This window comes from Maribacter litopenaei, from assembly GCF_025244665.1.
GTDB lineage: Bacteria > Bacteroidota > Bacteroidia > Flavobacteriales > Flavobacteriaceae > Maribacter > Maribacter litopenaei.
Genome location: NZ_CP104205.1, coordinates 490,574 through 504,832, shown reverse-complemented (window position 1 = coordinate 504,832; position 14,259 = coordinate 490,574). Strand labels below are relative to the sequence as shown.

General features: G+C 38.6%; 13 protein-coding genes and 2 pseudogenes. 6 read left to right on the top strand and 9 right to left on the bottom strand.

Annotation, left to right across the window (positions count from 1 at the left end; genetic code table 11):
- Window positions 1-84 precede the first annotated feature (84 nt).
- Window positions 85-597: an alpha-ketoglutarate decarboxylase gene (locus NYZ99_RS02640; protein WP_260573387.1), complete on the top strand. Its 513-nt coding sequence runs from the start codon at window positions 85-87 to the stop codon at window positions 595-597.
- On the opposite strand, the gene NYZ99_RS02635 is transcribed toward NYZ99_RS02640, so the two are convergent.
- From NYZ99_RS02635 to NYZ99_RS02620, 4 genes and pseudogenes are all read right to left on the bottom strand, one after another.
- A complete protein-coding gene (locus tag NYZ99_RS02635; protein WP_260573385.1) occupies window positions 594-923 on the bottom strand; it encodes a hypothetical protein in 330 nt (109 codons plus the stop codon). The two genes, NYZ99_RS02640 and NYZ99_RS02635, sit on opposite strands and share 4 nt — an antisense overlap.
- A 43-nt stretch (window positions 924-966) precedes the next feature.
- Window positions 967-2,240, bottom strand: a pseudogene (locus NYZ99_RS02630) (metal-dependent hydrolase family protein).
- A gap of 74 nt (window positions 2,241-2,314) precedes the next feature.
- Window positions 2,315-3,334 carry a UDP-glucose 4-epimerase GalE gene (gene galE / locus NYZ99_RS02625; RefSeq protein ID WP_260573379.1) on the bottom strand — a complete coding sequence of 340 codons (1,020 nt, stop codon included), beginning with the start codon at window positions 3,332-3,334 and terminating at the stop codon, window positions 2,315-2,317.
- A 37-nt stretch (window positions 3,335-3,371) separates the two neighbouring features.
- Window positions 3,372-4,526, bottom strand: a pseudogene (locus tag NYZ99_RS02620) (DegT/DnrJ/EryC1/StrS family aminotransferase).
- Window positions 4,527-4,617: 91 nt separating this feature from the next.
- Between NYZ99_RS02620 and NYZ99_RS21075 the strand changes: the two are divergent.
- From NYZ99_RS21075 to NYZ99_RS21070, 3 genes are read left to right on the top strand one after another with little or no spacing between them, the layout of a single operon-like run.
- Window positions 4,618-4,830, top strand: a complete 213-nt coding sequence (locus tag NYZ99_RS21075; protein ID WP_338039256.1) for a hypothetical protein — start codon at window positions 4,618-4,620, stop codon at window positions 4,828-4,830.
- 2 nt (window positions 4,831-4,832) lie between these two features.
- Entirely contained in the window at window positions 4,833-5,645 is an 813-nt protein-coding gene (locus NYZ99_RS02615) for a 3-deoxy-D-manno-octulosonic acid transferase (RefSeq protein WP_338039255.1), read from the top strand.
- A gap of 13 nt (window positions 5,646-5,658) precedes the next feature.
- Window positions 5,659-5,856 (top strand): hypothetical protein, encoded by a 198-nt coding sequence (locus tag NYZ99_RS21070; protein WP_338039254.1) that lies wholly within the window; start codon window positions 5,659-5,661, stop codon window positions 5,854-5,856.
- A 37-nt stretch (window positions 5,857-5,893) separates the two neighbouring features.
- Here the strand turns inward: NYZ99_RS21070 and NYZ99_RS02610 are convergent, their stop codons facing one another.
- Window positions 5,894-6,094: a hypothetical protein gene (locus NYZ99_RS02610; protein ID WP_260573371.1), complete on the bottom strand. Its 201-nt coding sequence runs from the start codon at window positions 6,092-6,094 to the stop codon at window positions 5,894-5,896.
- Between the two features lie 145 nt (window positions 6,095-6,239).
- Between NYZ99_RS02610 and NYZ99_RS02605 the strand changes: the two genes are divergently transcribed.
- Together NYZ99_RS02605 and NYZ99_RS02600 are read left to right on the top strand one after the other, a co-directional pair.
- Window positions 6,240-6,368 (top strand): hypothetical protein, encoded by a 129-nt coding sequence (locus tag NYZ99_RS02605; RefSeq protein WP_260573369.1) that lies wholly within the window; start codon window positions 6,240-6,242, stop codon window positions 6,366-6,368.
- Window positions 6,369-6,990: 622 nt separating this feature from the next.
- Window positions 6,991-8,814: a helix-turn-helix domain-containing protein gene (locus NYZ99_RS02600; protein WP_260573368.1), complete on the top strand. Its 1,824-nt coding sequence runs from the start codon at window positions 6,991-6,993 to the stop codon at window positions 8,812-8,814.
- A 440-nt stretch (window positions 8,815-9,254) separates the two neighbouring features.
- Here NYZ99_RS02600 and NYZ99_RS02595 read toward each other — a convergent pair whose 3' ends face one another.
- From NYZ99_RS02595 to NYZ99_RS02580, 4 genes are all read right to left on the bottom strand, one after another.
- The gene (locus NYZ99_RS02595; RefSeq protein ID WP_260575318.1) at window positions 9,255-10,685 is read right to left on the bottom strand and encodes a RagB/SusD family nutrient uptake outer membrane protein; all 1,431 of its coding nucleotides are present in this window, start codon (window positions 10,683-10,685) and stop codon (window positions 9,255-9,257) included.
- A 348-nt stretch (window positions 10,686-11,033) separates the two neighbouring features.
- Window positions 11,034-12,434 (bottom strand): TonB-dependent receptor, encoded by a 1,401-nt coding sequence (locus NYZ99_RS02590; protein ID WP_260573366.1) that lies wholly within the window; start codon window positions 12,432-12,434, stop codon window positions 11,034-11,036.
- 15 nt (window positions 12,435-12,449) lie between these two features.
- Complete coding sequence (locus NYZ99_RS02585) at window positions 12,450-13,364, bottom strand: TonB-dependent receptor (protein WP_260573365.1); 915 nt, start codon at window positions 13,362-13,364, stop codon at window positions 12,450-12,452.
- A gap of 94 nt (window positions 13,365-13,458) precedes the next feature.
- The gene (locus NYZ99_RS02580; protein WP_260573364.1) at window positions 13,459-14,124 is read right to left on the bottom strand and encodes a TonB-dependent receptor plug domain-containing protein; all 666 of its coding nucleotides are present in this window, start codon (window positions 14,122-14,124) and stop codon (window positions 13,459-13,461) included.
- Window positions 14,125-14,259 lie beyond the last annotated feature (135 nt).

Genomic DNA, 14,259 nt, shown 5'->3' with positions numbered 1-14,259 from the left:
AAAATACAACATTTACTATATCTAACGGAATGTTGCTTAGTAATATTGAAAAAATTTAATGTTTAAAACAAATTTTAAAAAAGGATGATAAAAAAAATCATTTTTACCTGTTTTATTTCCCTTTTGACCCATATGACCTTTGCCCAATACTTTGACAATAATTCCAATTTTTTGAATCGTGTTCGATTTGGTGGAAGTTTGGGATTGGGATTTTTCAATGGAGGTTTCAATGCCTCGGTTTCCCCAAGTGCCATTTACCCCTTTACCAATGAATTTTCTGCAGGGGCCAGTCTTAATTTCAATTATGCCAAATTCAATGATGATAAACTTTTGGCCTATGGAGGAAGTATCATATCCCTTTACAACCCCATACCTGAACTACAGCTATCCGCAGAATTTGAGCAACTTCGGATTAATAGAACATATGAGGCCATACCAAATTATATCGAGGACAACTATTGGTCTCCAGCACTTTTTATTGGAGCTGGTTACAGCTCATACAATGTTACCGTCGGACTTAGATACAATTTATTGTACCGGGAAAATGAGAGCATTTACGCGAATGCCCTGCTCCCATTTATAAGGGTTTATTTTTAAGAATTACGTCCGTACTTCCTTTTAAGATGTACTTTATCATATTCCCTCTTTAATACCAAAAAAGATACTTTCTCCGCCACATCTACGGCATCCACGACTTCTATTTTCTTGAGTACATTTTCCGAAACATCAATAACATAGAGAAGATTTAAATATTCATCAAATCGCTCCATAAGCAATACATACAATTTCTCCTTGACGAAAACAGCCAAATTTTCAGGCGAAATATCATCGGGCAGTTTAAAGGAAATGTTGGCCAAATGGAAGTCTTTTTCCAACTGCTTTAGCAAGTTGACAAAAAGATTTTCCTCTTTTGACTTGAGCAACAAGCTCAATATATCAGTACCCTTCACTTAAATTAGCAAACTATTATTCAGATTTAAAGATTTGGCCTTCTTTCATTACAAAAACTACCTTTTCCAAGGTATCAACATTCTGTAATGGATTTTCATCGACCGCCACAATATCGGCGATAAAGCCTTCCTTAATTTGACCTAAATTATCTATACCCAAGAGGTTGGCGTTAGTAATAGTGGCTGCTTGTAAAGTTTGTAGGATTGGCATTCCCGCTCGATGCATATACCCGAATTCCTTGCCGTTTTCCCCATGTGGCGAAACACCGGAGTCGGTACCAAAAGCAATTGGAACCCCTTTTTTGTAGGCCTTAGCAAAGGTTTTCTCTGAATAGGACCAATTTCCAAAGCCTTTTTGGCGACCACAGGTGGAAAATATCCTGGTATCTTCGCCAATCTGGCTGCTTCCTGACCAGCTGAAATCGTGGGGACAAGGTAAGTATTATATTGTATCATCAAATCCATGGTCTCTTCGGACATTAGTGTACCATGCTCAATGGTCTTTATACCTCCCTTTATGGCCCGTTGCATACCCTCATCACCATGTGCATGGGCAGCAGTTAACATCCCATAATCTTTGGCCGTTTCTGTGATCGCCTTGATTTCCTCAATCGTAAATTGAGGGTTTTGCCCATTTTTAGCAACGCTCAATACACCTCCCGTAGCGGTTATCTTAATTACATCAGCTCCATTTTTATAACGTTGGCGCACCGCCTTTTTGCCGTCTTCAGGAGAATTGACCACTCCTTCCTTTGGCCCAGGATCCCCCATAAGGTCATCCCTGGTACCGTTTGTTGGATCCGCATGTCCGCCTGTAGTAGCAATGGATTTGCCCGCGGTGAAAATTCTCGGCCCTACAATAGTACCTTTGTTGATTGCGTTTCTTAGAGCGATATTAACGCCGGACCCGCCTAAATCACGAACGGTAGTAAATCCGGCCATCAAGGTTTTCTTTGCATAAATGGTGGATTGGAAGGCAACATCCGCTTCATTTTTTGTAAACCGCTCCAAATATCTGGATGGACTCGATTCACCCTCAATATGAACATGCATATCTATAAATCCAGGTAAGATGGTCTTTGACTTTAAATCCACTATTTTGTCGGAGTCCGACCCTGAGACAAACCCGTTTTGGATGCTTTTAATTTTTCCGTCGGATACCACGATGGTCTGTTCATTAAGAATCTTGCCCGATTCCACATCCGGAATTTTGCCACATTGCAGATAGGTGTCCTGTGCACTTATGATGCCCATGACCAATAACATTAAAGATAACAGCGGATTTTTCATACGATACTTATATGTATTAAATAAGGGGAAATATAGCTATATTTCCCCTTATAGTGCTTCCCAAATCTAGGAAATCAATTTCTAATTTTTTGTTCCCATTTCCATGCAGATTCCATGGCGTCGTCCAAAGAGTATATTGATTTCCAACCTAACTCATTATTCGCCTTCGTGGTATCCGCATAGGCGGTTGTAATATCTCCTTGTCTTCTGCCAACTATTCTGTAATTCAATTTTTTTCCGTAAACCTTCTCAAAACTGCCAATGACTTCCAAAACGGAACTACCTTTTCCCGTACCTACATTAAAAACCTCATAATTTTTTGGATTCTTGGAAGCCAATAATCGTTCCAAGGCCACCACATGGGCCTTTGCCAAGTCCACAACATAAATATAATCCCGAATACAGGTACCATCCTCAGTTGGGTAGTCATCTCCAAATACGGACAATTCCTTTCTCAGACCAACACCGGTCCGGGTAATAAAAGGAACCAAGTTCTGTGGCACACCAATGGGCAATTCACCAATCTCGGCACTGGGATGTGCCCCCATAGGATTAAAATACCTTAAAGCTATTGCATTTAAATTGGGGGTCACTTTACAAGTATCACTTATAATTTCCTCACCAATTTGCTTTGTGTTACCATATGGGGACTCCGCCTCTTTTACCGGAGCATCTTCGGTAATTGGCATTTTATCCGCCTGCCCATATACAGTACAAGAAGAACTGAAAATGAAACTTGCCTTATTTTTTTTGCTTAACTCCTTAAGAATGTAGACTAAGGTCCCGATGTTATTCTCATAGTACAGCAAAGGCTTTTCCACACTTTCACCAACAGCTTTGGAAGCCGCAAAATGGATAACGCCCTCCACATCGGGATATCTATGAAAAAAGTCCTCCACTTTGCCCCTATCCTTTAAATCCAATTTTTCGAAAATTGGTTTTTTGCCGGATATTTTTTCAATACCATCCAGCACTTTTTCATCTGCATTGGAGCAATCATCTATTACTACGACCTCAAATCCTTTTGCTTGAAGTTCTACAACCGTATGGGAACCTATAAAACCAAGTCCGCCAGTTACAAGTATTTGCATCATCTTATTTTATCAGGACGAAAAGTACTTTATCTATTGCTTATTCTTTCATAAACTCGATAACCTTATCAGTAATGAAGGTTATTTGTTCATCATCAAGTTCTGTGTGCATAGGCAAAGAAATTACTTCTTCTACCAATTGATTGGTCACTTTAAAATCGGCTTCGTTATAGCGCTCATCCAAGTATGCCTTCTGCCTGTGCAATGGAATAGGATAATAGATTCCACATGGAATATTGTTTTCACCTAAAAACTTGACCAAACCATCCCGCTTTCCGTTCGTAATCCGCAAGGTGTATTGATGAAACACATGGCAATCACAGGTATCGCAAATACCTTCACATGAATTCACCGTTTTTGGAAGCACAATATTTTCTTGATTTTTTAATGCTGAATTGTACTTCTTAGCGGCTGTTCTACGTGCATTACAATACCCATCCAATTTTGGAAGCTTTGCTCGAAGTACGGCTGCCTGTATGGAGTCTAACCTGGAATTTACCCCAACAACATCATGGTGATACCGCTCGTACATACCATGGTTTACCATACCCCTAATGATATGGGCCAAATCATCATCATTAGTGAAAATAGCTCCCCCATCTCCATAGCATCCCAAATTTTTTGATGGGAAAAAGGAAGTGGCTCCCACATGTCCAATGGTGCCCGCCATTTTCTTTGTTCCATCAGCCGACAAATATTTAGCTCCAATGGCTTGGGCATTGTCTTCGATTACAAACAAATTATGCTTTTCAGCCAATGCCATGATTGCATCCATATTGGCGCATTGACCAAATAGGTGAACGGGGACAATTGCTTTTGTTTTTGGGGTTATGGCATTTTCAACAGCCTTTACATCGATATTAAAAGTATCTAAATCTACATCCACCAAAACCGGAGTAAGTTGCAATAAAGCAATAACCTCTACTGTTGCCGCAAAGGTAAAATCGGCCGTAATAACTTCGTCCCCAGGTTTTAAACCAAGTCCCATCATGGCAATTTGCAACGCATCAGTTCCATTGGCACAAGGAATTACGTTTTTCACAACCGAGATAATCCTCTAGTTCATTTTGAAAGGCATGCACTTCCGATCATTAATAAAGGAAGCGGATTCCAATATTTGGGAAATAGACTTATTGACCTGTTCCTTTATTTCCTGGTACTGACCACCAAGATCTACCATTTGTATTTTTTTCATTTCATTGAATTAAATGAAGTAGTGCAAAAATACGAAACGTGCCACAATGATTTTCTTGAAAGAACCGTAATTTAGTCCAAAACAAATCAATTTGCGCCATCTCTATTCCTTTGTAGTTTCATTATCCTGGCAAATCCTAAAATTGGTTGGTCTTGCCAACCCTAAGATTTCTAAATTCGTTCGAGGCCGAAGGAATATTCTAGAGACCCTAAAAAACAATATTTCTAATAATGATAAGGTCATTTGGATACATGCAGCATCCTTGGGAGAATATGAACAGGGATTGCCTATTCGGAAAAATTGAAATTGGAATATCCAAATTATAAAATTCTATTGACCTTTTTTTCACCCTCAGGATATGAGGTTAAAAAGAACTCTTCACCCGCAGATATAACATCATACCTTCCAGTGGATATTCCAACCAAAGTAACCTCTTTCTTGGATGCTGCAAGACCTGCACTGGCCATTTTTATAAAATACGAGATCTGGCCAAATTATTTATACGCATTGAAGAAAAGAAGAATCCCAACGCTTCTGATTTCAGCGCGATTCAAGCCGGACAAAATTTACTTTAAAAATTACGGCGGTTTTATGCGCAAGGTCTTGGGTAGGTTTTCACACATATATGTTCAAGACAAGACATCAATGCAATTGCTTAACAATATTGGAATCAATAATGTGAATGTTGCTGGCGATACCCGATTGGATCGGGTATCAGAAATACTTCAAAGAGACAACTCTGTGGACATTCTCGAAAGTTTCTGCAAAGGAGATGATTGTTTGGTTGCCGGCAGTACTTGGCCGGAGGACGAAAGTATACTTATAGAGTACATCAATAATGCACCTGATGACCGAAAGTTCATTATTGCACCCCATAATATAAAAGAGAACCATATTAATAGTCTTTTCCATTCTATTGGTAAAAAGACCCAATTGTTTACCAAACTCGCCACTAAACCGTTAGAGGATACCCAGGTTTTGATCTTGGACACTATTGGCATACTGACTAAAATATATAGCTATGCGACCCTTGCTTACGTTGGTGGTGGATTTGCCACAGGTCTTCATAACACCTTGGAACCGGCAGTTTTTGGGATACCAGTAATTATAGGACCATAATTATCAGGGATTTTTGGAGGCCGAGGATTTGGTTCGGCTAGGAGGAATACTTCCAATTAAAAACCAAGAAGAGTTTAAAGAGGTAACCAATCGTTTGTTTGCAAACGTTAACGAGTGCAAAAGAATAGGGGCCATTAATTCCCAATATATCTTAAATAACACAGGGGCAAGCATCCAAATCATGGAAGGGGTACGTACATTATTAAAGTAATCAATGTCTCATTGAGGATGAAATTCGCCAAATTCCTTTATATTTTATTACTTGCTATTTCCCTTTCTTCCTGTTGGGATTCCTTAGTAAATGGCAGAGGAAATAAAAATGGAACACCCCAGGAAAATATTGACTCTATCAAAATCGATTCAAGTTTATTGGAACCCCCTATTGATAAAAGGAACAGACCCAAAAGCAACAACAAAGCCTTGGACACATTGAAACCTAGAATTGCCATGGCAAATCCATTTAGTAAAAAAAATAGCCTTTAGAATTTTCGTTTTTAACGGGATATTTTACTCCCTTAATCGAATTAAACTACTGTTTTCCGGAATCTTTGATCTAAAATCGGTATATTGTAATAAACAACACTATTTAGGATTATGGAACAGGAACTATCTTTTGGAGTAAAACTCCTCAATGGTTTTTTAAAATTTATGATTGCCTGTCTTATAGGTATATTGGTCGCCATACCCATTGCCTTGATTTTAGACTGGATAGGTCTTATTTAAAATCGAAATTTATAGAATTTAATAGACTAAGGGTGTGTCCTGATCGGACATACCCTTTTTAACTTAAAAAACATCGGCCAAAAGTATTGTTTTGCCGATGTAATGCAGAATTTAGGGATAAACCAACTACAAAATTTGGGCCCTACACCACTCCAAAAGCCTGCTAGACAACATTGCGTACAATTAAAAAGTCATTTGTCCGTAACTTATTATAAATAACTTTAAAGTAGGTAATGTCATGAACAATTTATCATTTAAAACCGGGGTTGACGCTTACTTGTCAATTCTAATTATCGCAATGAACGCCTTTTTGGCCGTAGTTGCCGTGGGATCTTTATTGGCCTTGTTTGGCTTAATATAAACTATCTAAAATTTCGATTATAGATTAAAATGTACGATTTACAAAAAAACCCTCCTTGTTGGAGGGTTTTTTTATTTAAAACATAGAATGTCCCAAATTAAAATCTTGGCTTCCTCAACCAATTTAAGCTAAATCAATTTTCTGATAATTAAATAGATGCATAAGTGGACACTTAAATACCTCATTCAATACGAATCAATATATAGCATTTGACCAGTATATTTTATAATTTAGGATGCTCTTAAGGTTGATAATGACGGTTTGAACAAAAGCTCCAAAATACTCGTTACTGTTTTTATAACGATTCACTCATTCGTTTTTTCCCAAAAACAAAAAAATGATAGTATAAGCGATTATTTTAATCGTATTGAAAAGTTGGTTTCTGAAACAAAAAACCAAAATAAATACGAGGAAATCAATACGCTAACCGCAATGAAGGATAACGCCGTTGGAAAAGAAAAGGCAGACATCCTACTTCAACTCTGCCATCTCTATAAATATCGCAACATTGAAATAGCCAAAAGCTTCAACAAAGAGGCATTGACGGTATCCCAGGAATTAAATTATCAAAATGGAATATACAAGGCCAAATACAACATGGCCTACTTATTCTTTATTCAAGGTGATTTTAATCGTTCCATGGAAGTAATTAAAGGTTTGGAACAAGCTATAAGTTATAGAAAGTATCCAGAAACCTATGCAGAATTCGAAACTTTAAAGTCGGACATCCATACGGAAAAAGGAGAATACGACAGGGCTTTGGAAACGGGTCTTAAACTTTTGGATATTGCGGAAAACACGGGGAATGAATTTATTTTATCAAAGGCCCATGCCGCCTTGTCCCATTATTATCTTCGCTTGGAGAACTATCAGAAAGCCTTGGAGCATTGCTTAAAAGGTTTGGATTACATTATAAAACAGAAAGACACCCACTACATTTTTCAGAAAGTGGATGAAATAGCACGAATGTCCGCAAAGCTTGGAGATAGGGAGGCCGCTCTAAAAGCTTATGATTTCTATTTGAAAATTGAGAAAGAACTATATTCCCCAGGAAGTTATATACAAAGCATAGTATACATGAACATGGCGGACATTTATATGTCCAATGGGGATTACAAACTTGCTCAAAACTATTTGGACCAAGCTATTACGATGGTAAACGCCAACAACTACCGGTTTAGGTTACCCAGGGCACTCATGATTCAGGCGGAACTATATCTAAAATCCCAAGATACCGCAAGCGCCATTTTTACGTACGAAAAGAGTATAGACGCAGCAGAAAACATCAATGCTTTTGATGTTATAAAATCTAATAGCCTTATCCTAATGGATCTTTACAAAAGGATGGATAGACCTGATAAAGTAAGCGAAAATAAGATCCTATATGATGTTATTAAAGATTCACTTTTTAATAATGAAAAGGAGCAACGCATCATTATTCTTGAGACCAGAAGAAAGATTAAGGAGGCTGGTCAAAAACAACAAGCGCTGGAATTGGAAAACGAGTCACAAAAAGCTAAGCTCACTGCCATCATTACTGCTCTTGTATCCTTTTTGGTCATCGGATTGTTTATAGGGATTACTTATGTAAAAATCAAAGAAAAAAATAGGGTCATTTATAGAAGGACTATTGAAAATTTAGAAGCACAATTAAATACAAATAGCCATACTACCATCATTAAAAAATCCGACGCAAAAATTGATGACAAAACGAACACTGTGCTTGACGAAAACGTAAAGGACATTATTCTTGAGCGGTTGAAAAAACTTGAAAAGGAACATTTTTTTATTGACTCCAATTGTAATCTACATCAATTGGCAGAAAAGCTAAAGACCAACCCAAAATACCTCTCCCAAGTCATAAATATTGAAAAGGGCTCTAATTTCAATAATTATATAAACGAGCTCAGAATAAATTATCTATTGACAAGATTAGTACAGGATGAAGATTTCCGGAATAGAAAACTAAGTTATATAGCATCCTCCATAGGTTATAACAATTTAAACACTTTTAATGCCGCCTTTAAAAAAAGACAAGGAATACTTCCTTCCTATTTCATTAAGCAATTGAATGAAGAATCGTAAAGATATTTCTATGATTATAATAATAGAAAAAGGTAGTATGGGAACCTATACTACCTTTTTTTTGAAATTAAATAAACTAACTCTAACAATTTTGTAGCCCTTACTACTCAAACAAGTTACGTTAAAAATCAGTCGTTTACTTAGTAATAAAGATCAAATCTTGTAAAATTCATGAATTTTACAAGAATATCTTAAATTCTTAATTGATAGTGCCATTCTAACTAGAAATGCAATCAATACACCCATATCAAACTTTACAAGAATTTGAAAACAATTTGACCTGAGTCTTCAAATTATCCAAAAGAAAAAGGATTTTTCTTAAAGCAAGCAGGCTATTCGTTGTTAATTCTATCATCAAAACAGATATCTAGATTAAACTACAAAAAGAAAAGCCCGGAAGAATAATCTTCCAGGCTTTATTTAATTATAATAAATGGTTATTAATAGGCCGGGTCTTGGGTCAATGTTGGCTGTCCATCCAAAGCAGAACGATCTATGGCCTCCAAAGGTATTGGAAAGAACTCGTGCTTACCTTCTGTAAAGGAACGGCCTTGTAGATATGAACGATGTTCCGACTCGCTTGCGATGTAAGCATTCAACACTTCCGCTGATATTCCCCAGCGTTGAAGGTCAAAAAACCTATGTCCTTCTAACGCAAACTCCAAACGAGACTCAAAGCGCACAGCTTTTCTTGCTACATCCTGATCTGTCCAAGGGGTATCATAGGTAGCTATATCATAATTCGCCGCAGGAACTCCTTCTTCAATAGTAAAGTCATTCCGCTCGGCTCCTTGTATCGCACTTGGAACAAAACCATCCGGATTGGCCGCCCTAGTCCTAATTATGTTAACAAGCTCTCTAGCCCTTTCTAAATTACCTAATTCTACTTCTGCCTCTGCAAGCCATAGGTAAATCATATCCAACCTCATAATCCTGTAGTTATTGGCGGATAAGTTACCCCAACCTCCTTGACCAAAGAACTCAGGCTCTGCTACGTGTTTCATAGAGAAAAACGATCCTGCATAAGATAGGTCTCTTACAAAATCAGTCTGATAAATTTTGAATCCCTTGTAAAGTATTCCAGGTCTACCTACCGTATGGTCCAATCTTGGATCTAACGTAGTCGTAACGACTGAAGAACCGTCAGGATTGGTATCCGCGGAAACATCCGTGTCATCGAATGTATCCAATAAAGGTAGTCCATTTTCAGTTTGATAAGCATTCACCAAGTTTTGCGATGCTTGGTAAAATCCACAACAACCCCAAGGGTCTGTATAGGGATGAGCCAAACCAATACCCCTATTAGCTGCATCACCTGTAGCACTGTTGATGGCATATTGAACTTCAAAAATTGATTCCGCATTGTTACGAGTGGCAACCAAAAAATTGTCTTCGAATTTCTCCATTAACTGAAAAGGTCCATTGTTAATTATGTCATCAAAGATAGTTTTCGCTTCTTGCAATTTTGAAGTATTAGCAGAACCATTTGCATCCCATCCTTGATACATTTTTGCTTTTCCCAAAAATGCCTTCGCAGCCCAACTTGTTGGTCTACCAACTTGACCTTGCTCAGCAGGTAACACAGACGCTGCAGCTTCAAAGTCTGCCTCAATAAATGGCCATATTTCACGGTCATTTGGAATTTTGGTACTCTCCAAATCATTGAGAACAAAATTCTCATCACTAATATAGACAGGTGAGCGCCACATTTTTCTAGCTTCAAAATGAAAAAGACCTCTCAAAAATCGTGCTTCCGCAATGATTTGTTCCCTTCCGGCGTCAGGTATACCTTCCTCAACGAGAGCCAACGTATTAATTACATTATTGGCAGCCGCAACACCTTTGTATAATCCCCTCCATTTATCGCGTATGTGTACATTAAATGCCTGAAAATCGTAAGCTTCTATAAACGACTGTTCAGGTTGATCACCTGCATCCGTTCCCTTTAGAGCATCATCAGACGCTATATTGAATACCCAGCTATGAATGTCATTATGCCAAGTTTGACCAGTAAGTCCGCCTCCAGGACCATTGTATAAGCCGCTATAAGAAGGCCTTCAACACCGTCCGCAGTGGCTACATCACTTTCGCTAAAACGGCCTTCTGGCTCCCTATTCAAATAATCATCACTACAGCCAATCACCAAAATCAACATGGCGAGCAAGATCCCTAGTATAAAATTCCTCTTTTTCATAATACTTGTATCTAACATAATTTTTTTAATTTAAAGTTACATTAAGTCCCAAAAGAAAAGTTCTTGCAACGGGCATGAACCCTCCATCGTAACCTATATCTATACTATTTGGTGTTTGGATTTCAGGATTCAACCCTGAATATTTTGTCCATGTAGCCAAGTTCTGACCCTGGATATAAACCGAAGCTCTTGAAATTCCAGGAATAGCATCCAATAAGTTTTCACCAAAATTATACGTAAGCTGAACATTCTTAATTCTAAAATAACTACCATCTTCAACAAAGTAGGATGATGGACGGCTACTTACCTGGTCGTTGGCGTCCATAATAGGCACGGTAGCACCTGGATTTGCAGCTACCCATGTACTTGGGTCTGCTTGAGGGTTTGTAGGTTGCCAAGCACCGTACAAGGCTCTTCTTGAGCGATTACCCTGAAAAGTGTTAAAATCTGCAAAATACCTTACATAGTTGTAAATGTCATTTCCTTGGGAGCCATTACCAAAAATGTTCAAAGCCAAATTTTTATAGGTAAGGTCTATGTTTATACCATATACAAAATCTGGATGAGGGTTACCAATGACCGTCCTGTCATCATCATTGATTACACCATCACCATTTATATCAGCCACCTTTAACTTACCAGGAGCATTATAAGACCCATACTCCGGCCAAGCATCTGCTTCCGCTTGGGATTGAAAAATTCCAACGGTCTTAAAACCGAAGAAAGAGGAAAGGGGTGAACCTGCTTGGGTAACTGTCAATGACGGAACCCTTCCGGATCCGCCTAGGAAACGAGTGGATGGGTTATCATCAAGTTTGTCCACATTGTTTGTGTAATGTGTGAAGTTTGTATTCACACTATATCCGAAATCGCCTTTTCGATCACTAAACCCTAAATTAAATTCCACCCCCTTATTGGTAATACCACCTACATTGAATCTTGGGGCTTCCGCCTGTCCTGCAGTATATGTTGGAGGAATTTGGAACAACATATCGGTTGTAACCCTACTGTATGCATCTAAAGAGAAAGTCAACCTGTTTTGCAACATATTAAGGTCAAAACCAATGTTGTTAGTTGTAGTTGTTTCCCATTTTGCGTTTGGGTTACCAAATGCTTGTGTTTGAAAACCAATAGCCGGCGAAGAGGGGTTACCGTCTATTGGATAACCGCCAGTTCCTATATTGGATTGATAAGTAGTAAAGGCATTGTAATCACCGATCTGTTGATTACCTGTTTGACCCCAGCCATACCTAATCTTAAAGTCATCAATCCATCCCACATTGTCCATAAACTTTTCATCAGAAACCCTCCATCCTAAACTAAATGCCGGGAATACAGCACTTCGAGAAGCCGATTGAAATCTAGAAGATGAGTCATTTCTCAAAGTTACCTGCGCTAGATATTTACCATCATAATCGTAATCCAATCTTCCAAATTGGGATCATAAGGAATAATCTTGTTCAACAAACCCATAATTAGTGGATGTAGTGGCGTTTCCTAAGTCCAAATAACTCAGGATATTTGTCGTTTCAAAAGCAAAACGCTGCCTTGAAGCACCAAATCTTTCCTCAAATTGCTGTATACTCTCAACACCCACAAAGGCTTTGAAATTATGAACCTCATTGAAGGTTTTTGTGTATTCCAAACTATTGGTCCATGTCCATTGATACTCATATTCCTCCCTTGCGGTTGAACTATTGATAAAGTTTCCTTCTACATATTCAGGTTGGGGCCTGCCCAAATCCCTATTTCTTTGTGCTCTTACGTCTGCACCAAAACTGGAACGAATACTTAGATTTGGAGTAATGGCGTAATTGGCAAATACATTCCCCAAAAGACGCAACCTGTATGTTCTATCATCCTGATCTCTTGCCAAAACGGCATAAGGGTTAAAATTGTTTCCTAAATTGGCTCCCCTACTACCTGCAAAATTTCCAGCAATATCGTAAATTGGAAGCAGTGGATGGTGCTTGTAAGCTGCGGAAACTGCATTTTGTTCTTGGTCATTTTGGAAGTTACCCTTCTGATTATCAAATGAGGCAGTGAAATTCTCACCAATCGTCAACTTTCCATCTATAGCCTTGAATTCCGTATTTGCCCTCAAAGAAACCCTATTATAACTCGCAAATTTCACCAAATAGTCCTGCTCAAAATATCCTAAGGTAAATGCATATCTTGCATTTTCCGTAGCACCGGAGGCTGATATATTATGTTGTTGTACAGGTGCAGAACGTGTAACCGCGTCCCACCAATCCGTATCAGCGGAACGTGTAATGGCATATATATTGCCTTCTTCTAAGGCGTACAAACTTGGATCGGTACCTGCATCACCTTCGTTGGCACCACTAGGAAACACATAATCTGGAATGGTAACTTCGCCATTGGGCCCAAATGTATACTGTCCATGGCTTGGTGTTTTTCCGGCGTAAAGGTCTGCTAAATAAAGATACTCACCTAGTTCCCGAGCGTTTAAAGCCTCTCGGATCCTTTTCAGGAGAACCTATCCCATAAAATGAGTTATAGGAGATTGTTGGTTTTCCCATTTTCCCTTTTTTGGTCGTAATAATGATAACCCCGTTTGCCGCCCTTGAACCATAAATGGATGCAGCAGAGGCATCCTTTAGAATTTGAAGGGATTCTATGTCATTTGGGTTTAAGTTCGCCTGCGCCTGTGTAGGAACACCATCAATGATGTATAATGGTGCATTGTTACCAACTGTACCGAAACCACGAATTCTCACCGTTGCTTCACCTCCAGGCCTGGCATCGTTGATAATACTAACACCAGCGGCCCTACCTTGAAGTTGTTGGGCAAATGTAGTTGCAGGAACAGCCAAAAGTTCTTCCGTATCCACTACGGATACTGAACCGGTCAAATCCTTTTTGGCCTGTGATCCATACCCAGTGACAACTACTTCATCCAATTTACTGGCATCCTCTTCCATGGTTACATCAATAGTTGATTGGCCATTCACGGCAACTTCAAGTGTCTTAAAACCGATGTAACTAAATACCAAGGTAGCGTTGTCATCTACGTTGTCCAATGTATAATTACCGTCAAAATCCGTTTGGGTACCTGTAGTAGTACCCTTAATTAAAACACTGGCACCGGGCAATGGATCGGTCTCGGTCTGAAACTGTACCCGTTACGGTTTGAGCTTTTACCAGTCCAAAGCATAAAAACGCTCCAAAAAGCAAAAGACCCTTTAAGAATGTACTCTTCATAAAAAAATTAGGTTTAAGTTAATATT